The sequence below is a fragment of the Nocardioides sp. NPDC047086 genome (assembly GCF_040643685.1).
Taxonomy (GTDB): domain Bacteria; phylum Actinomycetota; class Actinomycetes; order Propionibacteriales; family Nocardioidaceae; genus Nocardioides.
On the sequence record NZ_JBEYUV010000004.1, the window covers coordinates 19,670 to 38,828 of the forward strand.

16 protein-coding genes are annotated in these 19,159 nt (G+C 69.8%); 7 read left to right on the forward strand and 9 right to left on the reverse strand.

The window, feature by feature from the left end:
- Window positions 1-158 precede the first annotated feature (158 nt).
- From ABZ796_RS04430 to ABZ796_RS04455, 6 genes are all read left to right on the forward strand, one after another.
- Complete coding sequence (locus ABZ796_RS04430; RefSeq protein WP_357334926.1) at window positions 159-803, forward strand: hypothetical protein; 645 nt, start codon at window positions 159-161, stop codon at window positions 801-803.
- Between the two features lie 80 nt (window positions 804-883).
- On the forward strand, window positions 884-1,525 hold the full coding sequence (locus tag ABZ796_RS04435) for a hypothetical protein (protein ID WP_357334927.1): 642 nt from the start codon (window positions 884-886) through the stop codon (window positions 1,523-1,525).
- A gap of 181 nt (window positions 1,526-1,706) precedes the next feature.
- On the forward strand, window positions 1,707-2,924 hold the full coding sequence (locus ABZ796_RS04440; RefSeq protein ID WP_357334929.1) for a helix-turn-helix domain-containing protein: 1,218 nt from the start codon (window positions 1,707-1,709) through the stop codon (window positions 2,922-2,924).
- 25 nt (window positions 2,925-2,949) lie between these two features.
- Window positions 2,950-3,954, forward strand: coding sequence for an HAD family hydrolase (locus tag ABZ796_RS04445; RefSeq protein WP_357334930.1), 1,005 nt, complete (start codon window positions 2,950-2,952; stop codon window positions 3,952-3,954).
- Between the two features lie 114 nt (window positions 3,955-4,068).
- The gene (locus ABZ796_RS04450; RefSeq protein WP_357334931.1) at window positions 4,069-5,259 is read left to right on the forward strand and encodes a lytic transglycosylase domain-containing protein; all 1,191 of its coding nucleotides are present in this window, start codon (window positions 4,069-4,071) and stop codon (window positions 5,257-5,259) included.
- Window positions 5,260-5,360: 101 nt separating this feature from the next.
- A complete protein-coding gene (locus tag ABZ796_RS04455; RefSeq protein ID WP_357334933.1) occupies window positions 5,361-6,212 on the forward strand; it encodes a GTP-binding protein LepA in 852 nt (283 codons plus the stop codon).
- Between the two features lie 194 nt (window positions 6,213-6,406).
- On the opposite strand, the gene ABZ796_RS04460 is transcribed toward ABZ796_RS04455, so the two are convergent.
- The gene (locus tag ABZ796_RS04460; protein ID WP_357334934.1) at window positions 6,407-8,635 is read right to left on the reverse strand and encodes a transglycosylase domain-containing protein; all 2,229 of its coding nucleotides are present in this window, start codon (window positions 8,633-8,635) and stop codon (window positions 6,407-6,409) included.
- 168 nt (window positions 8,636-8,803) lie between these two features.
- Between ABZ796_RS04460 and ABZ796_RS04465 the strand changes: the two genes are divergently transcribed.
- Window positions 8,804-9,685 carry a DUF692 family multinuclear iron-containing protein gene (locus ABZ796_RS04465; protein WP_357334935.1) on the forward strand — a complete coding sequence of 294 codons (882 nt, stop codon included), beginning with the start codon at window positions 8,804-8,806 and terminating at the stop codon, window positions 9,683-9,685.
- Here ABZ796_RS04465 and ABZ796_RS04470 read toward each other — a convergent pair.
- The 8 genes from ABZ796_RS04470 to dnaK form a co-directional block, all read right to left on the reverse strand.
- Complete coding sequence (locus ABZ796_RS04470) at window positions 9,643-10,536, reverse strand: Abi-alpha family protein (protein ID WP_357334937.1); 894 nt, start codon at window positions 10,534-10,536, stop codon at window positions 9,643-9,645. The genes ABZ796_RS04465 and ABZ796_RS04470 overlap by 43 nt on opposite strands.
- Window positions 10,533-11,855 (reverse strand): hypothetical protein, encoded by a 1,323-nt coding sequence (locus ABZ796_RS04475; protein WP_357334939.1) that lies wholly within the window; start codon window positions 11,853-11,855, stop codon window positions 10,533-10,535. Before ABZ796_RS04475 ends, ABZ796_RS04470 begins: the two co-directional genes overlap by 4 nt.
- An 81-nt stretch (window positions 11,856-11,936) precedes the next feature.
- Window positions 11,937-12,950, reverse strand: coding sequence for an Abi-alpha family protein (locus tag ABZ796_RS04480; protein WP_357334940.1), 1,014 nt, complete (start codon window positions 12,948-12,950; stop codon window positions 11,937-11,939).
- Window positions 12,947-14,260: a hypothetical protein gene (locus ABZ796_RS04485; protein ID WP_357334942.1), complete on the reverse strand. Its 1,314-nt coding sequence runs from the start codon at window positions 14,258-14,260 to the stop codon at window positions 12,947-12,949. The genes ABZ796_RS04480 and ABZ796_RS04485 overlap by 4 nt, the downstream gene beginning before the upstream one ends.
- Window positions 14,261-14,641: 381 nt before the next feature.
- On the reverse strand, window positions 14,642-15,076 hold the full coding sequence (locus ABZ796_RS04490) for a MerR family transcriptional regulator (RefSeq protein WP_357334944.1): 435 nt from the start codon (window positions 15,074-15,076) through the stop codon (window positions 14,642-14,644).
- Window positions 15,076-16,269, reverse strand: a complete 1,194-nt coding sequence (locus ABZ796_RS04495; RefSeq protein WP_357334945.1) for a DnaJ C-terminal domain-containing protein — start codon at window positions 16,267-16,269, stop codon at window positions 15,076-15,078. Before ABZ796_RS04495 ends, ABZ796_RS04490 begins: the two co-directional genes overlap by 1 nt.
- Before the next feature lie 81 nt (window positions 16,270-16,350).
- Window positions 16,351-17,082 carry a nucleotide exchange factor GrpE gene (grpE, locus tag ABZ796_RS04500; protein WP_357334947.1) on the reverse strand — a complete coding sequence of 244 codons (732 nt, stop codon included), beginning with the start codon at window positions 17,080-17,082 and terminating at the stop codon, window positions 16,351-16,353.
- Window positions 17,079-18,938 (reverse strand): molecular chaperone DnaK, encoded by a 1,860-nt coding sequence (dnaK, locus tag ABZ796_RS04505; RefSeq protein ID WP_357334949.1) that lies wholly within the window; start codon window positions 18,936-18,938, stop codon window positions 17,079-17,081. Before dnaK ends, grpE begins: the two co-directional genes overlap by 4 nt.
- Window positions 18,939-19,159: the final 221 nt, after the last annotated feature.

The following is a 19,159-nucleotide window of genomic DNA, read 5'->3' on the forward strand; positions in this document are numbered from 1 at the left end:
TCTCGGGCCGGCGGCCGCGTCCGATGTCGCGCAGGCGACATCGTGGCGCCCCATTTCGCGCTTTCGGGGAGATGCCCGTCGACAGCCGGATCCACCGGACGGATGAATGGGCCCGACGGAGACAACCAGTCTCCATCGCCACGAAAGGACGACCTTCGATGAAGAAGAAGCTTCTCCTTGTGGGTGCGGCCGCAGCCGCCCTCACCCTCGCCACTCCCGCGATGGCCAGCGCCGCCCCGCCCTACAACGTCGCCGTCGGTGGCAGCACGGCCGCCGGCAACCACGCCTTCACCGCGGCCGCCGTCGGCAGCATCACCTTCGCCGTCCCGCTGAACACGATGACCTGCACCTCTGCCGGTGCCGGCGGTTCCATCCACAGCGGCACCGGGAAGAGCGGCGTCGACCCCAATCCGCTGGCAACCATCAGCTCGAGCACTTGGAGTGGCTGCACCGAGCAGTTCGGCACGCCCCTGACGGTCACCCACGGTGGTCAGTGGCATCTGGCGACCAACGACACCTCCGTGACCTCAGCCGCGACCGACCAGGTCGAAGGCTGGATCGACCACATCAGCGCCCACGTCACCGACTCGACCGGGCTCTGCGACTTCACCGTCACCGGCTCCGCCGACGGCCACTTCGACGAGGCGACGCAGCGGCTGGTCGTCGACGAGACGGGCGACGGGTCCCTGACGGTGACCACGGTCGTCTCCGACTGCCTCGGCTCGGTCTCCGTCGGCGATCCCGCTTCGTTCAACGGCACCTACAACGTCTCCGTCCCCGACGGCGCCGTCAACGTCAGCTGAGGCCGGCAAGCGAGAGCGGTGCGCCCGAGCGGCGCACCGCTGTCGCGTCTCCCTGTTCCACCATCTTGAAGGAGCCCGTCATGTCTCTCTCCACACTCATGAAGCGCCGGCTCGGCCTGCTCGCCGTTCCTGCGGCGGCAGGGCTGCTCGCCGTCGCCACGGCCGCACCCGCCCACGCCGCACCGCTCGACATCCTCTACGACGCCAACGGCACCACCCTCGTCGCCTCGACCGGCTCGCAGATCCCGCTCGGCCCGGCCGTCCTGGACACGACGCTGGAGACCACGACCGGCGCGTTCACCGGATCGCTCTCGCTTCCCGGTGCCAGCACCGAGTTCAAGGCGGCGGGGTTCATCCCGATGAGCGCCGACGTCGCCTTCGAGGAGGCCGCTCCCACGACCGGCTCGCTCAAGCCCCATCCCGAGGGCGGCGGCAGCTATGTCGAGGCCACCTCCTACTACAACGTACGTCTCACCAACATCAAGGTCGTCGGCTTCCCGACCTTCTCCGGCCCGTTCTGCCGCACCGTCGAGCCGGTGGCCATCCCCGTGGCCACGCCCGAGGGTGAGCGGTTCGGGGTCTTCACCGGCGGCCGGCTCACCGGGACGTACTCGATCGGCGACTTCCAGAACTGCGGCCTGAACACCTGGCTGGTCAACGCTCTCGTCCCCGGCGACGGGAACACCATCGAGCTCGACCTCACCAACCCGCGTCGCGGCTGAGCTCTCCCTCCCCGAGTCCGCCGGGTGGCCGAACGGCCCCCGGCGGGCTTTTCCCATCCGGGCCACGCAGCGGCACGGGCGTACCGAATTTCGGGGGCACGCCAAGCAAAGACGTGCCATGGTGGTCGATACCTTCTCGGGCATGTTGGACGAAGGAGTTTGACGTGCGACGGAGCACGAGATGACGCAGACCCATCAGTCCCCCGGGCTACCCGGGTCCGCCGTGTGGATGCTGAAGAGCCTCGAGAGCGAGGTGCGGCCGATCGCGCGCAAGATCACCCGCCACCTGCGCGACGGGCTGCCGGCCGAGACCGAGGGCTTCGAGGAGCTCATCTTCACCGCCGTGCACGGCGCGATGTCGCACTTCATCGATCTGGGCCTCGGGCGTTCGGCGCCCTACATCGCGATCGACGACCACTTCCGCAAGGTCGGCTTCAGGGTCGCCGCGCTGGGCCAGGACCGGGCCATCGTCGACCAGGGCATCGGCATGGCGACCGGCGAGCTCTGGGACGAGCTGCGCCGCCGGGCGGTCGAGAACGAGCTCTCCGCGGCAGCGCTGAACGCGCTCAACGAGATGATGACGTCGTACGTCGAGCACCTGACCTCGCAGGTCAGCACCGGCTTCGAGGCCGGGACCGAGGCCCGCGACCAGGACAACGACGTCGCCCGGGCGCGGCTGATCGACCGGATGCTGTCGGGCGCCTCGCACGACGAGATCGAGATGCAGGCGGCGCTCGGCGAGTGGCCGCTGCCGGAGAAGGTGACGGTGATGGCGGTCGAGCTGCTCGATGCCGACCACATCTCCGCGGACGCGCTCTCGGCCCTCGCGCTCACCCGGCGGCGCCGGCCGACCCAGGTCGTGATCTGTCCACCGAGCGCCACCACCACGGTCACCAAGGAGGTCCGCGCGGCCGCGCCGAAGGCCCGGGTCTCGATCTGCTGGCCGGTGCCGCCGGCCGACGTGCCGGCCGCCTGGCGCTGGGCCAACCGCGCGTTGGCGCTCGTCAACGCGCGGGTGATCCCGGCCAAGCCGGTGATCAACTGCCTCGCCTACCGCACCGAGATCTGGCTGCACGCCGAGCCGGTGATGCGCCGCCAGCTCGCCCAGGAGCTGCTCGAGCCGCTGCTGGCCGAGTCGGCCAACTCCCGCGAGATCCTCACCGAGACGCTGCTGGTCTGGCTCGAGACCCGGGAGAGCGCCCCGGCGATCGCGGCGGTCCTCGGCGTACACCCGCAGACGATCCGCTACCGCTGGAAGCGGATCAACGAGCTCTTCGGGGAGTCCCTGCGCGACCCCGAGTTCGTGACCCAGCTCCTGCTGCTGCTGAAGGCGAGCGTGCCGCTGTGGGTCGCCGGCGACCAGAGCGACTTCGACCGCTATCAGCAGCAGACCGGCTGACCCGGAGCCGCTCATGGTGGTGGAAGTGATCGTTCTCGTGGCCGGTGCTGTCGCCGCGTACGTCCTGGGGTCGGTGTTTCCGCACGTCGTCGCCGGCTGGGCCGGGCGCCGGCACGGGATCGAGTCGGTGCCCCGGTCCGCCTGGGCGGTCGCCGCCCGGGTCGACACCGTGGTGCTCGACCGCTGGGGGACGGTGACCACGGGGCGTCTCGTGGTGGCCACGGTCGACCCGCTCGACCCCGATCATCTGCGCAACCTGCGCTGGTTCGCGGGGGCGTTGGAGCACGAGGCCGAGGGCCCGCTCGCCCGTGCCGTCGCGCGGCTCTCGCCGCGGGGAAAGGTCACCGACTTCGCGGTCGTCCCGGGCTCGGGGGTACGGGGGTCGGTCGACCGGCATCCCGTACGCGTCGGGCGGCCGCCGTGGGTCGGCATGGCCGATCGCACCGACCGCGGCACCGTCCTCGGCGTCGAGCTCGACGGACGGCCGCTGGGCTATCTCGTGGTCCGCGACGAGCCCCGTGCGGACGCGGGCGCGTCGGTGTCCCGGCTGCTTGCCGCGGGGGTGACGCCGGTGCTGGTCTCCGACGACACCGACCGCGAGACCGAGCACCTGGCCGAGGCCTGCGGGATCGAGCGATGGCATCCCCAGATCGCCCCCGAGAAGCGGGAGCGGCTCGTCACCGAGCTGCAGGAGCAGGGGCGCGTGGTGGCCTTCGTGAGCGCTCGCCCCGAGGACGCCGAGGCCCAGGCGAGGGCCGACCTGGCCGTGGGCGGGAGCTCCGGCGTACGTCTGGCGGACCTCGACGTGCGGCGCGTCGCCGAGCTGGTCTCGCTCGCGCGCAGGGCCGTCGTGGGTTCCCGCTGGGCCGGGCCGGTCGCGGTGGTTCCGGCCGTGGCCGGCGCGGTGCCGACGCTGCTCGACGCCGGCTCGACCGTGCTGGCGTCCGGGCTCGCGCTGCTCTGCCTGGTGACGGCGGCCGTGGCCGGCGCGATCCCCGTGGCGAGGCCGGGAAACTTGTCACGTACGTGAGTAGTTTGGGGGATTCTCGGCCCGGATCGCGCTCAGCTCGTTGTGGCGGAGTTCACATGATGGCTGGATCGGTGACGTCGACCCACCCAGCCCGACCCGAGGATGTGACCGAGGATGAACCCGCGACCCGGTCTGCTGCTCAAGGCAGCGGCGCTGCCCGTGGCCGCCGCAACCGCCGCCTGGACGATCCATGCGATCCAGGAGGGCCGGCCGGTCGACGTCACGGCCGACGTGCGCCAGGTGCCGGTCGAGGTGCCGGCCCAGGAGCTGCTGCCGCCGGTGAGCGTCTCCGCGGTCAAACCGGTCCCCAAGATCGGCCCCACCCTCGCGGCGAAGCCGGCCGGGTTCGCCGCCGAGGCGGCCGCCGGCGTCATCCCCGAGACCGCGCTCTCCGCCTACCAGCGCGCCGCGACCGTGCTGGCCGACGCCGACCCGGGCTGTCATCTCGACTGGTCGCTGATCGCCGCCATCGGGCGGGTCGAGTCCGACCACGGCAGGGCCGGGGGTAACACGCTGTCGGCCGCCGGGGTCGCGACGCCCGGGATCTTCGGCGTACCTCTGACCGGGGCGGGCGGGACCGCGCGGATCCTCGACACCGACGGCGGCACCTACGACCGCGACCTCGTCTACGACCGGGCGGTCGGGCCGATGCAGTTCATCCCGTCGACCTGGTCCGACGTCGGGGTCGACGCCGACGGCGACGGGCGCCGTGACCCGCAGGACGTCGACGACGCCGCGCTCGCCGCCGCGGTCTACCTGTGCTCCGGCCCCGCCGACCTGTCCACCGAGGCCGGGCAGCGCTCGGCGGTGCTGCGCTACAACCACAGCGAGGCGTACGTCTCGGCGGTCCTGCAGATCGCCGAGGGCTATCGGCTCGGGACCTTCGAGACACCGACCGGCGTCGTCCTGCCGGCCGCGCAGATCCCGGTCACCTCCGCCTCCGATCTCGAGCCGCTCTCCGGCGCCTCACCCAGCGCCCAGCGGCCCCGGGCCGGCTCCTCTCCGGGAGGCAAGGACACCGGTACGCCCAGCGGCGGCTCGACCACGCCCTCCTCGCCCTCGCCGTCGGACTCATCCGGCGACGACGGGTCCGTCGTCCCTTCGCCCACCTCGGACCCGGATCCGAGCGGCTCACCCACGGAGTCCCCGACCGATACGCCCACCGAGACGCCGACGGAGACCCCGACTGAAACACCCACGGAGACACCCACCGAATCACCCACCGAGGACCCGACGCCGACCGAGACCCCGACCGAGGCTGCGTCGGAGACCCCGCTGACGGAGACTTCCCCAAGCGCATCCTGAGACCCAGCCGGGTTGGCCTCGGTTGGGTAAAATCGCGTTACAACCCCACGCAGTGCGGGCACACTGGAGGCGCTGCTGACACCCCACCGGGAGCCGTCTCGATGCCAACCGATACCGACCGCCTCGTTGCCCATGTCTCGCGCCTCGGTGAGGAGCATCCACCGATCCCGATGGACTCGGTCGACTTCACCGTGCACGACCCCGCCGGCTTCGGTGCCCGCTTCGGCCATGTGCTCGACTACATGGCGCGGGTCGAGCTCGAGGTCGACCGCAACGTACTCGAGATCTCCACCATGCTTCCCAACCCACCCGAGGTCGACAAGCAGTTCTACGCCGAGGTGTGGCAGCCGCAGGAGATCCAGCACGGACTGATCCTCGACCGGCTCCAGCAGGTCCTCGGGCGCCCGCCCGCGACCACCGACCTCGACCACGTCGGCCTGAAGCTGAAGGTGCTCGGGCTGCTGGCTCACCTGGAGCCGTTCCAGGACGTCTGCCGGATGCTCTACTACCTGACCGGGATGGCCACCGAGCGCTCGGCGGTGATCGCCTACAACCTGCTCCACGACGGGGTCATCGAGACCGGTGAGCAGGCCGTCGCCGAGACCGTCATCGCGCCGATCAAGCGCCAGGAGCCGGGACACTACGCCTTCTACCAGCTCTCCGCCCGGGCCCACTGGGCCACGCTCGCTGCCTGGCAGAAGTGGCTGGTCAGACGCATGCGCCGGATCTCCTTCGCCCCCGTCGGGGTCAACAACGTGAGCCAGCTGGCCGACTTCGGCGACGTCATGGAGACCCTGGGCGTCGATCACGAAGGACGCGATCTCGCCGCCGATGTGGCCCGCGTCGAGCAGGAGCTCCTCTGGGCCCGCGACCGCGGCCTCCCCGTCCCCGACTACGTCACCCGCGCCTTCCGTGAGGCCGTCGAGGCAGCTCAGGCGCGGTCAGGCGCATAGCGGATGTGTTGGTCTCGACACGCCTCCGCCCAGCGGCTCCGGCGGCTCGACCAACAGGGCACCTCCGCCATGTGTTGGTCTCGACACGCCTCCGCCCAGCGGCTCCGGCGGCTCGACCAAAGGGCACCTCCGTTGGTCGAGCCGCGAGCGCCAGCGAGCGTGTCGAGACCAACACGGTCCCCTCCGCGAGACCTCTACCCGCGCCACTTCGACACGAGCATCTCGACCCTCGCCCCCTTGATCGCACGGCTGCCGGGAACCGTCCCGACGACGGTGCCGGCCTTCCAGCGCGACTTCACCCGCTTGCCGACGGCCGGCTTGAACCCAGCGGCCTTGAGCCGGGCGGTGGCCTTGGCGACCGAGAGGCCCTCGACCTTCGGGATCTTGACGCCCTTGCCGTTGACGACGCCGGCGCCGGGACGTACGAAGCTCGCGGAGCCCAGCTTGCCGTCGACCGCCCGCATCGCGTCGGCCCACATCGGGCCGGCGACGGTCGAGCCCGATGCCGAGGCGACGTACCCGCCGCGGAGGCGCTGCCCGTTGAGGGAGACCCAGTGGCCCTCGTAGTCGGCGCCGGCGATCATCGAGGCGGTCGCCAGCTTGGGCGTGTAGCCGTTGAACCACACCGCGCGATTGCTGTTGGTGGTGCCGGTCTTGCCTGCGGACGGCACACTGAGCGCGAGCTTCTGCCCGAACCCACCCGGCTGCAGCACGCCGCGGAGGATGTCGTTCATCGCGTCCGCGGTGCCCGTACGCATCACCTGCTCGCACGAGGCCGCGTACTCCTTCAGCGTCTTCCCGTCCGGGCCGACGATCTCGGTCACCGGCCGCGAGTCGCAGTGCTTGCCGCGGGCGCCGAACGTCGCGTACGCCTCGGCCATCTCCAGCGGGCTGACGTCGATGGGCCCGAGGGTGAAGGACGGGAAACGCTCGTGCGTGGGGTCGGTCAGGCTGACGCCCATCTTCTTCGCGAGTGAGTAGGGAGCGCAGACGCCGGTGAACTGCTCGAGCTGGACGTAGAAGGTGTTCACCGACTCCCGGGTGCCGGTGTAGAGGTTCTTGTTGCCCGAGGTGGTCGAGTTGCCGACCGGATAGGGGTTGGGGCTGAACCGGCCCGCGCCCGGACAGTTGGCGAAGGAGGCCTGGTTGAACGTCTTCTTCTCCGGCGACTTGATCTCCTGCCGGAGCGGGAAGCCCTTCTCGATCGCCGCGGCGCCGACGAAGACCTTGAAGGTCGAGCCGGCCTGGAAGCCGTTGGCGTCGCCGTACTCCTTCGGCACCAGGTAGTTGAGGTAGGACTCGCCCTTCTTGCGGTTCTCCCCCATCGGCCGCGACTGGGCGAGCGCCTTGACCCTGCCGGTGCCGGGCTCGACCATCGCCAGGGCACCGACGGCGTTATCCGTCGGCGAGACCCGTCCGCTCACCGACTTCTGTGCCGCCTTCTGGAAGCTGGAGTCCAGGGTCGTCCGGATCGTCAGGCCGCCGGTCTGCAGCAGCCGCCAGCGCTCGGCCTCGGTCTCGCCCAGCGACTTGTCGGCGAGCAGCCACCGCAGCGCGTAGTCGCAGAAGAACTCCGCCGACGACCCGAAGCAGCCGTTCCGGCTGTTCTGGACGTTGAGCCCGAGCGAGCTCTCCTTGACCTTCTCGGCATCGGCCCGCGGCAGGTCGCCGACCTGCACCAGCCGCTCGAGCACCAGGTTGCGGCGGGCCACCGTGGCGTCGGGATAGTCGGTCGGGTCGTAGCCGGTCGGGTTCTTCACCATCCCGGCCAGCATCGAGGCCTGACCCCAGGTCAGGTCGGCGGCGTCGACGTTGAAGTAGTGCTTCGCGGCCGCCTGGACCCCGTAGGCGGAGTCACCGAAGTAGGCCGCATTGAGGTAGCGCTCGAGGATCCAGTCCTTGTCGTGGTTCTCCTCCAGCCAGATGGCGTAGCGAAGCTCACGGATCTTGCGGGCCGTGGACTTCTCGGTCGCGGCGGCCCGCTCCTCGTCCGTGTCGGCCCCGTAGACGAGAGTCGTCTTGACCAGCTGCTGGGTGATCGACGAGCCACCCTGCACCGACCCCGACTCGGAGGCCGAGTTGCGCAGCAGCGCCCGCAACGTGCCCTTGAGGTCCATCGCGCCGTGCTCGTAGAAGCGGCTGTCCTCGATCGCGAGCAGGGCCTTCGGCATGTTGGGCGAGATCTGGTCGAGCGCCTTGTAGGACCGGTTCTGGTCGAAGAGGGTGGTGATCACCTTGCCGTGAACGTCCAGGATGCGCGTCGTCTGCGACAGCTCGCCCATGTCGATGTCGAGCGGCAGCTCGTCCATCGCCTCGACTCCCGACTTCGCCGCGACCCCGGTCAGGTGGACGAACGGGAGCGCCAGGCCGGAGGCGACCAGACCCGTCACCGCGGCGACGCCGATGAGAGCCGCGAACCGCATCACGACGCGATGAAACGGCAGGGAACGAACGACTTTGCGCGCCAAGATGGGGGCTCCTACCCGGGCCTCGAGCCAGGACCGGCGAGGGTTGCTGAACGATCGAGAACAGGTGTTCAGAATACCGGAAGGGCCCACGCCGGCCCCGATCGATCCGCCACACTTCACCCTGTGAGTCCCTCGATCTCCGGCATCGCCGTGGCCTGGCGTCCCGCGATCGCCGAGCTCCTCCAGACGTACGCCGCCTCCGGCCGTCTCGGGTTCACCGAGGTGGTCGCGGAGAACACCGAGCCGGCGCAGGTTCCGCAGGCCGTCCGGGATCTCGGCGTCCCGGTCATCGCCCACGGCGTCACGCTCGGCCTGGCCGGCGCCGACCGCCCCGCGGCGGACCGCCTCACCCGGCTGGCCGAGCTCGCCGAGGTCCTCGACAGCCCGTTCGTCTCCGAGCACGTCGCGTTCGTGCGGGCGAGCGACTCCCCCGACCCGCTGCACGGCGACGTCCTGGAAGCAGGCCACCTGCTGCCGCCGCCGCGCACGAAGGACTCGCTCGACGTGCTGGTCGACAACGTCCGGATCGCGCAGGACCGGCTGCCGGTGCCGCTCGCGGTCGAGAACATCGCCGCCACCTTCACCTGGCCCGAGGACACCATCAGCGAGCCCGACTTCCTCACCGAGCTCGTCGAGCGCACCGGCGTAGGCCTCGTCCTCGACGTCGCCAACCTCTACGCCTCCGCGGTCGCCCGCGGCTCCGACCCCGTCGCCGACCTGGCCCGCTTCCCGCTCGACGCGGTCGCCTACGTGCACGTCGCCGGCGGCATCGAGCGCGAGGGCCTCTACATCGACACTCACGCCCACCCGATGCCGGCGCCGGTGCTGTCGTTGCTCGCGACCGCGGTCGAGGCGTACGCCGGGCGGCGGCTCCCCGGGATCATGCTCGAGCGCGACGCCGAGGTGTCAGCGCAGACCGTCGACCCGGAGTTCACCAGGCTGAGCGAGGCGATGTCCGGCCGTCAGGCCTTGGGCAGGTCGGCCCCGCCGGTCACCGGAGCCTGATGCTCCGGGAAGACCGACTCGGCCGAGGCCTCGTCGACCAGCGTGGTGCGGCAGAAGGCCTCCCCGAACGGCGTCAGGTGCACCGAGCGGCGCACGATCTTGGCGAACTTCACCGAGTGCAGCGCCTCGAGCACGTCGGGCTGGGCCTCGAGGACCTGGTATTCCAACGGGTCGGGCAGCGGCTCCTTGGAGAACCACACCAGCCCGAGCCGGAACAGATTGTTGAGATAGGCCGGCACCCGGTCCGGGTAGCGCACGCCGCTGCGCCCCGCGATCATGTTGAGTCCGGGCGCGATCATGGTGCTGCCGACGAGGCCCGCCGGCCCACCGGTGCGAATATCCACCGAGGGCTGCGGCCCGGCCTGGAGCAGGTAGAGCAGCATCCGCGCCTCGTCGGGCGCGAGCTCGTCGAGGATCCGGCCGTACGCCGGGTGCCCCTGCTCATCGGCCCAGACGTCGCGGGACCGGTCGAGCAGCTCGGCCCCTCGCCGGCGCAGCACGGGCAAGGAGTCCTGGGACTCCTCGGCCTCCCGCGTACGGGCGAGCACGACATCGCGACCGGCGGCCTCGTAGTCGGCATCGGAGAGCTCCATCACCTGGTTCGCACCGGGCAGGATGATCCGGGCCGCGGTGCCGGCGACGATGCCCACGACCTCGGCCGTCTCCCGCGCCAACCCCACGCGTACGTCCTGGTCGACCATCGCCCGGGCGACCCGGATGCCGGCGCGGCTCGAGGTGCGCAGCCCCCACCCGGCGGTGTGCCAAGCAGCACCCGCCGCCACCCGCGCCAGGCCGGGAGCGGTGCCGGCCACGGCGGAGGCGGTCGGGAGGACCTTGCCCAGGAGACTCATGTCGGAAAGATTAGAAGGTGAAGGAAGCCGCCCGCGAGTCCCATGATCGCGCCGTGGGCGTAGAGCATCCATTCGTCCTCCTTGATCGCTGACCTCATCATGTCCACGAAGTCGCCCGGCGGAAGCTCCTTGGTCCTCCGTGCGACCAGGTCACGGATCTTGTCCGCCTGGTGACGGCTGAAGCCGGGGTCGCGGAACGGCACCAGCGTACGGTCGGCCGCCTCGTTGGCGACCGAGGTGCTGATCCGGTCGAACCGCTCCGACCCGAGCGCTATCCGCACCGCGCCCCGGTAGGGCCCGGCCGCCCTGTCCACCGCGGGCATCAGCGCGTTGATCAGCAGCTTGCGGGTGGCGTCGCCGCGGGGGCCGTCGAGCAGGAAGTCGCCGATGCGCTCGAGCGTGATCACGTCGGTCGCGATGATGTCGGCGTAGACCTCCGCGGCCTGCTCCTGACGGCGCGGGAAGAGGCCCTGCACCTTGATCCCCAGGATGCGGCGCGGCTCGGCGGGCTCGAAGATCAGCCACATGCCGAGCAGGTTGGTGACCCAGCCGACGACCACGCCGAGCACGGGAAGCAGCCACCACTGGTGGAAGGTCTGGTCGATCAGCGCGACCGGGATGCCGAGCAGGAAGCCGAAGATGAACCCGAAGGCGACCATCAGGTTGAGCTCGCGCTGCCCGAAGTCACGGAAGATCCGGACCACCAGGGCGGGGTTCTTGCGGAAGTGGTCGATGACCATCAGCTTCGGGTCGAGCAGCTGGTCGATGTGGACGCCGATGTCGTCGGTGACCTTGTGCACGATGGTCGGCAGCTGCGCCTGGACCCGGGTCACGATCGCGTCCTTGACCGCCCGCGGCAGGTCGCGCCATAGCCGCGGGTGCTCGCGCATCATGATCTGGTCGACCAGCTCGGGCACCTCCGGGCGGAAGGTCTCCACGATGTGCGTGGCGATCTCCGAGGGGCCGAGCTGCTGGTAGAAGTCGCTGGGTGTGCCGAGCTTGGCGATCGCCTTGTCGACGGCGATCGAGCCCATCTTCGCGGCGCGGGCGGGGATGATGCCCTGCCAGCCGAGCCCGCCCTGGGCGAAGCCCGGGACCTCCTGCAGCTTGTGCGGCAGCACCCTGGTCAGCTCGCGCAGCCCGGGGACCTGGAACCCCTTGAAGGAGAGCGGGGAGAAGAGCATGTAGAGGCCCGACCAGTTGATCAGCCAGCCGATCACACCGGTGAAGATCGGGATGGTGATCAGCGAGAGCCAGTGGACGTGGGCAGCCCAGTCCTCGAACCAGCTGACCAGCGAGTCCTGCCACTCCGGCGACATCCGAGCTCCTTCCGCCAGAGTTCCAGACCGTCAGTATGCGTACCCTACCCACAGGCGAACGCAAACACCCTGAAGCGTCTGCTATTCGGCTGGACTATCGGTTGGGGCCTCGGTCGCCGCACCGGGCGGAACCTCATGGCCCGGCAGCTGGTCGAGATCCTCGACGTCGGCGAAGCAGGCCCGGGCGAAGTCCTGCCCGAACGGAGTCAGATGGATCGAGCGTCGCTTGATTCGGCCACCACCCTTGGTGTGGAGCGCCGCGAGCACGTCGGGCTGCGCCTCGACCACCTGGTAGCGGACCAGCTCGCCGACCGGGTCCTCGGACTGCCAGACCAGACCGAGCCGGGTCAGATTGTTGAGGTACTGCGGCACCAGCGACGGGTAGCGCACGCTGGCATGCGCTCCGATCATGGTCAGACCCCGGGCGACCATCCGCGCGCCGCGCAGCTGGCCGAGCAGTCCACCTTCGACCACGTCGACGGCCGGCTGCGGGCCGCCCTTGAGCATCAGCACCAGGATGCGCGCCTCGTCGGGGGCCAGCTCGTCGAGGATGCCGACGAAGGCCGGGTGGCGCTCGTTCTCGTCCCACACGTCGCGTGAGCGGCGCAGCAGCTCTTCACCGGTCCGTCGCAACCGGTCGGGCTCCGTGCCCGGAGTGACTCCGTTGACCCGCGCGGCACGACCCTCCATCGCCGCCCTCGCACCCTCGGCGGCCGGCAGCGCGAACCGTTCCAGCAGGCCGGTGACCGGGTTGCCCGTGGCGACCCGCTTCGCGAGGGCGGTCACCTGGCGGGCGTTGGCCGCGACGTCCTCGGTGAGCCGGACCGCCTCGTCGGGGTCGACGACCGCCTTCGCGACCCGCCCCATCCCCCGGGCGTACGTCCTCAGCCCCCAGCCCGCGGTGTGGGCGACCGTGACCGCGGAGATCCTGAGCAGGCCCGGGAGGACCTCCACCGCGTCCTCGACCAGACCGCCGCTCGGGGCCGGTGTCGGCATGCGGTGCATCCCCTCACGACCCTCGACGAGCTCGCCGGCCGGCTCGTTCGGACGTGGCCGCCGGGCCGTCGGCTCAGGGTTGATGTGGAGGGCGCTCACAGCACGTTCCACCATTCGAAGACTGCGACGTGCAGAAACCCGCCCGCCAGCCCCATGATCGCCCCATGGGCGTAGAGCAGCCACTCGTCCTCCTTGATCGCGGCTCTCATCATCTCAACGAAGGTCCTCGGCGGCAGCGCGCGGCACCGGTCGGCGATCAGCCGGCGGATGTTGCACGACTGCTGCTGGCTGAAGGCGGCGTCGCGCAGCGGGGTGAGGGTGTAGTCGACGGCCTGCTCGGCGACCGAGGACCGGATCGCGTCGAACCTCCGGGTCCCGACCGCGACCCGGACCGCGCCGTAGGCCGGTCCGACGGCGGCGTCGACCGCCGGCTCGAGGGCCGCGGCCAGCATCTGTCGGGTGCGGTCGCCGGACGGCCCGTTGAGGAGATGGTCACCGATGTGCTCGAGGGTGATCACGTCCTTGGCTATGTGCTTGCCGTAGACGTCGGAGGCCTGCCACTGCCGCCGGGCGAAGAGCGCCTGGATCCTGACCGGACCGATCCGCATGGGCTCGGCGGGCTCGAAGATGAGCAGCATGCCGAGCAGGTTGGTCGTCCAGCCGACGAGCACGCCGAGGATCGGCAGCAGCCACCAGATGTGGAAGGCCTGATCGACGACGGCGACCGGGATGCCGAGCAGGAACCCGAAGACCGCCCCGAAGATCACCATCATCCGCAGCTCGCGGGCACCGAAGTCCTTGAAGATCCGCACGATGATCGAGGGGTCCTTCTCGAAGTTCTCGATCACCATGAGCTTCGGGTCGAAGAGCTGGTCGATGTGGTTGCCGATCTCGACCGTCACGTCGCCGACGACCTCGGGCAGCCGGTCCTGGACCCGCTCGATCACGACCGCTCGCAACGGCCGCGGCAGGTCGCGCCAGAACCGCGGGTGCTCGCGCCACATGATCTCGTCGACCAGGAACGGGATCTCGGGACGGAAGACGTCGACGATGTGGGCGGCGATCTTGTCCGGCTCGAGCTGCTCGTAGAAGTCGCGGGCCGTCGCCATCTGCGACAGCGCCCGGTCGACGGCGATCGAACCCATCTTCGCGGCCCGCGCCGGCACGATCCCCTGCCAGCCGAGCCCGCCACGCAGGATGCCCGGGATCTCCTGGACCTTGCGCGGCAGCGAGCCGGCGATCTGCTTGAGCCCCGGCACGGTGATCCCGTGGAAGTGGATCGGGGAGAAGAGCATCCACAGCCCGGACCAGTTGATGAGCCAACCGATCACGGCGGTGAAGACGGGGATCGACCAGAACGCGAACCAGTCGATCTCCCACCCGGAGAGCACGTCGACGACGCTAGACACGGGACCCCTTGAACTTCCGTCGGTGAAACTCCTCCGGAAACACACCGACCGGCGCCGAGACGCGCCGCGAGTCACCAGTCCCGGGAGAGATCGCCTGCGCCGGGCGCGGGCGTCACTTCAGATCCTGCCCGATCACCCCGGCTTGGTCCAGGGCGACGCTCGCCCCGGGCACCACTTCCGACCATCCACCGAAATTGGAAGGACCCGGTGGGTCCGTCTCGGGTCGGCTCCACCGGGTCCGCCGCGCGTGCCCCGACCATATGGGGGTTGGTCCGACACTCGCGGCTTACTCATGAGTATGCGGGTATTGCACCAACATCGGTTATAACCGAAACCCACAACTCGCCAACAAATCTGTCGAGCGATCAGTAGGGAACCGTGCTAGCCCTGCTGACGCCGCCAGACCACGATCGCCTGTCCGGGCGGCGCCTGGCGAACCGCAGGAAGCCTGCTGGCCGGCCCCTTCGGTTCGGGTGCCGCCGCCCTCGCCTGGGCGAGCGCCTCGCGGGTCGCGGCCAGCTCGTGCAGCAGCTCCTCGTTGCGCCGACGCAGGGCGTCGACGTGCTGCTCGAGGGCGAGGATGCGACGCACACCCTCGATGCCGATGCCGGCCGCGGTCAGGTCCGCGATCGAGCGCAGCAGCTCGATGTCGTGGAAGGAGTAGCGCCGCCCGCCGCCCCCGGTGCGACCGGGGGTGATCAGACCCATCCGCTCATAGGTACGCAGCGTCTGCGGGTGCAGCCCGGTCAGCTCCGCGGCGACGCTGATCACGTAGACCGCGGCATCCGGAGCCGGACTGCCGAATCCGTCGCTCATCATGACTCCTCGAGAAGAGACGTACGCAGGGGCTTGCCGGCCATCGCGGCCCGGTAGGCCTCGACGGCGGCCTTCGCGTCGGCATCGAGCACGGCCGGGATCTGTACCTCGACGGTCGCGAGCAGGTCACCCACGGTGCCGTCCGAGCGCCGGAACCCCTTGCCCCGGACCCGGAACGTACGCCCGTTGGGGGTGCCTGCGGGGATCCGCAGCGTCACCGGCGAGCCGGAGAGCGTCGGCAGCTTGGCCTCGGCACCGAGAGCCAGCTCGTCGAACCCGACCGGCACGTCGATGGTGAGGTTGTCGTCCTTGCGGCCGAAGACGCGGTGGGGCGTGACGTGCACGGTGACGTAGAGGTCACCGGCCGGGCCGCCGTTCTCGCCGGCGGCACCCTTGCCCTTGAGCCGGATCCGCTGGCGGTCTTTGACGCCGGCAGGGATGCGCGCCTGGATGGTGCGCGCGGAGGTGCCGCGGCCGGAGCCGTGGCAGGTCGGGCAGGCCTCATCGTAGATCAGCTGGCGACCACCGCAGCGCGGGCAGGTCTCGTTCATCGAGAACGCGCCGCCGACGGAGTTGACGACGTAGCCGGCGCCCTCGCACTCGGGGCAGACCCGCGGCTTCGTGCCGGGCTTGCCGCCGGTGCCGTTGCAGTCGGGACAGGCGGCGTCCGAGGTCAGCCGCAGCGAGATGGTGACACCCTCGAGCGCGTCGGTGAACCCGATCGTGGCGCTCGTCTCGACGTCGGCGCCCTTGATCGGCCGAGCCCTCGGAGCCGTACGCCGCCCACCGAAGCCGCCGCCGGCGCCACCGGCACCACCGAAGAGGTCACCGAACATGTCGCCGAGGCCGCCGCCCTGGGCGCCTCCACCGCCGAAGAGGTCGTCGAAGTTGTAGCCGCGGCCACCGCCCGTGCCGCCGAAGCCACCCGGGAACCCGCCCGAGGCGCCGAGGGTGCGCACCTCGTCGTACTTCTTGCGCTTCTCGGCATCGCCGACGACGTCGTAGGCCTCGGCGACCTTCTTGAACTTCTCGTGCTTGGCGTCGTCGCCCGGGTTGGAGTCGGGGTGGTTGGCCCGCGCGAGTTTGCGATAGGCCTTCTTGATGTCGTCGCCCGAAGCGTCCTTCTTGACACCCAGCTCGGCGTAGTAGTCCTTGTTGATCCAGTCCGGCCGGATCCCGTCGTTCTCAGCCACCTAGCCCCTCCTCCCTTCTTCTCGGCGGCCGAGGCCGTCGGTGTCCCGACAGCCTCGGCCACCCATCGTTGTCACTCCTGGTCACTCCGGGTCGACGACCAGGACCTGCGCGGCCCTGACCACCCGGTCACCGATCATGTAGCCGGCCTTGGCGACCAGCTTGACCGAGGTCTCCTCGACCTCCGGGTCGGTGCCCATGTGGCTGAGCGCCTCGTGACGGTTGGGGTCGAAGACGTCGCCCGGCTCACCGAACTTCTTCAGACCCAGGTTGGTCACGATCTTCTCGAGCTGGTCGGCGACGGCCTTGAAGCCGCCGTCGACCTCGCCGTGCTCACGGGCACGGTCGATGGTGTCGAGCACCTCGACGATCGGAGTGAGCACCTTGTAGGTCGCGTTCTGCGAGACCAGCTCGCGGTCACGGTCGACCCGCCTCTTGTAGTTGACGTACTCGGCCTGGAGACGCTGCAGGTCCGTGGTCAGCTCGGCGACCCGCTTGTCGACCTCGTCGGCGGCATCGCCCATGAAGTCCACCTCGCTGTCGTCCTCGATCACGTCCTCCTCGTCGTCTTCCTCGTCGTCGGCCTCGTCCGCCTCGTCCTCGGCAACCTCGGCGTCCTCGGCGGAGTCAGGCTCGTCGGATCCGGCCTCGGCGGCGTCGTCCGAGTCCGAGGCGTCGCCCTCAGGAGCGTCCACCTCGGAGCCCTCGGTCGACTCCTCGCCAGCCTCTGTCTCAGGGTCGGTCTCGGGCGGCGGGGCCTTGGAGGTCGTCTCCTCGACGGCCTCCTCCGCCCCGCCGGGGCGGCGCTTCGTCACTTCTTGTCGCCCTCTTCACCCTCGACGGGCTCGTCGACGATCTCGGCGTCGACGACGTCGTCGTCGGCCTCGCCGGTCGCACCGGTGGCACCGCCGGCAGCGGACTGCTCGGCCTCGGCGGCGGCGTACATGGCCGCACCCATCTTCTGCGAGGACTCACCGAGCTTGGTGATCGCGGTCTGGATGGCGTCCTTGTCGGCCTCGGTGTCCTCGAGAACCTTCTTCAGGGCGTCCAGGTCGGCCTGCACCTCTGTCTTCACGTCGTCCGGGACCTTGTCGCCGGAGTCGGTGATGAACTTCTCGGTGGTGTAGACGAGGCTGTCACCCTGGTTGCGGATCTCGATGGACTCGCGACGCTTGGCGTCCTCCTCGGCGTACTGCTCCGCCTCCTTGACCATGCGGTCGATGTCGTCCTTCGACAGCGCGGAGCCGCCGGAGATCGTCATGGACTGCTCGCGGCCCGAGGCCTGGTCCTTGGCGGAGACGTGCACGATGCCGTTGGCGTCGATGTCGAAGGTGACCTCGATCTTCGGCACGCCACGCGGCGCCGGCGGGAGCCCGGTGAGCTCGAAGTTGCCCAGCGGCTGGTTCTCCGACCACATCGGGCGCTCGCCCTGGGCGACCTTGATCTCGACGCTCGGCTGGTTGTCGTCAGCCGTGGTGAAGATCTCGGAGCGCTTGGTCGGGATGGTGGTGTTGCGCTCGATCAGGGTGGTGAAGACACCGCCCTTGGTCTCGATGCCGAGGCTCAGCGGGGTGACGTCGAGGAGCAGTACGTCCTTGACCTCGCCCTTCAGCACGCCGGCCTGCAGCGCGGCACCGACGGCGACGACCTCGTCCGGGTTGACGCCCTTGTTGGGCTCCTTGCCACCGAGCAGGCTCTTGACCAGGTCGGTCACGGCCGGCATCCGGGTCGAACCGCCGACCAGGACGACGTGGTCGATGTCCTTGAGGGCGACACCGGCGTCCTTGAGGACCGACTCGAACGGCTTCTTGGTGCGGTCGAGCAGGTCGGCGGTGATCTTCTGGAACTCCGCCCGGGTCAGGGTCTCCTCGAAGTGGAGGGGGCCGGACTCACCGTGGGTGATGTAGGGCAGGTGGATGCTGGTGTTCTGCGACGAGGAGAGCTCGATCTTCGCCTTCTCGGCGGCCTCCTGGAGGCGCTGCGCGGCGATCTTGTCTGCGGCCAGGTCGACACCGTTGGCGGCCTTGAACTTCTCGACCATCCACTTGACGATCGCGTTGTCCCAGTCGTCACCACCGAGGTGGTTGTCACCGGAGGTCGCCTTGACCTCGACGACACCCTCACCGATCTCGAGCAGGGACACGTCGAACGTGCCGCCACCGAGGTCGAAGACGAGGATGGTCTGGTCGTCGCCCTTGTCGAGGCCGTAGGCCAGCGCGGCGGCGGTGGGCTCGTTGACGATGCGCGAGACGTTGAGGCCCGCGATCTCACCGGCCTCCTTGGTGGCCTGGCGCTGGGCGTCGGAGAAGTAGGCCGGGACGGTGATGACCGCGTCGGTCACCGTCTCACCGAGGTAGGCCTCGGCGTCGCGCTTGAGCTTCTGCAGGACGAACGCGCTGATCTGCTGCGGCGTGAAGTCCTTGTCGTCGATGGACACCTTCCAGTCGGTGCCCATGTGTCGCTTGACCGACTTGATCGTGCGGTCCACGTTGGTGACGGCCTGGCGCTTGGCGACCTCACCGACCAGAACCTCACCGGACTTGCTGAACGCGACCACGGAAGGCGTCGTACGGGCGCCTTCGGCGTTCGCGATGACGGTGGCCTCGCCACCCTCCAGAACCGAGACGACCGAGTTGGTGGTCCCGAGGTCGATACCGACGGCACGTGCCATCTTTGCTACCTCCGCTTGTTGAAGCTGTGTGTATGTGACTGTGGTGCATCTGGGGCGGGGAGCCCCGGAAGACTGGTTGGTCTGCCGCCCAGCGACTGCCGCCGCCGAGTGTTGCAAACAAGTTGAGTCGAATCAACTCAACTTCGTTCACTGTCCACAACGAAGACCCTACGCGCCCTATTCCAGCCCCGGCCACAAACCCGCCGAGTCGGCTCGTCATG

Bases quoted from the DNA above. Each gene is read 5' to 3' on its own strand.
- ABZ796_RS04430 (WP_357334926.1), top strand. From the start codon at position 159: ATGAAGAAGAAGCTTCTCCTTGTGGGTGCGGCCGCAGCCGCCCTCACC.
- ABZ796_RS04435 (WP_357334927.1), top strand. From the start codon at position 884: ATGTCTCTCTCCACACTCATGAAGCGCCGGCTCGGCCTGCTCGCCGTT.
- ABZ796_RS04440 (WP_357334929.1), top strand. From the start codon at position 1,707: ATGACGCAGACCCATCAGTCCCCCGGGCTACCCGGGTCCGCCGTGTGG.
- ABZ796_RS04450 (WP_357334931.1), top strand. From the start codon at position 4,069: ATGAACCCGCGACCCGGTCTGCTGCTCAAGGCAGCGGCGCTGCCCGTG.
- ABZ796_RS04455 (WP_357334933.1), top strand. From the start codon at position 5,361: ATGCCAACCGATACCGACCGCCTCGTTGCCCATGTCTCGCGCCTCGGT.
- ABZ796_RS04460 (WP_357334934.1), bottom strand. From the start codon at position 8,635: ATGCGGTTCGCGGCTCTCATCGGCGTCGCCGCGGTGACGGGTCTGGTC.
- ABZ796_RS04470 (WP_357334937.1), bottom strand. From the start codon at position 10,536: ATGAGTCTCCTGGGCAAGGTCCTCCCGACCGCCTCCGCCGTGGCCGGC.
- ABZ796_RS04475 (WP_357334939.1), bottom strand. From the start codon at position 11,855: ATGTCGCCGGAGTGGCAGGACTCGCTGGTCAGCTGGTTCGAGGACTGG.
- ABZ796_RS04490 (WP_357334944.1), bottom strand. From the start codon at position 15,076: ATGAGCGACGGATTCGGCAGTCCGGCTCCGGATGCCGCGGTCTACGTG.
- dnaK (WP_357334949.1), bottom strand. From the start codon at position 18,938: ATGGCACGTGCCGTCGGTATCGACCTCGGGACCACCAACTCGGTCGTC.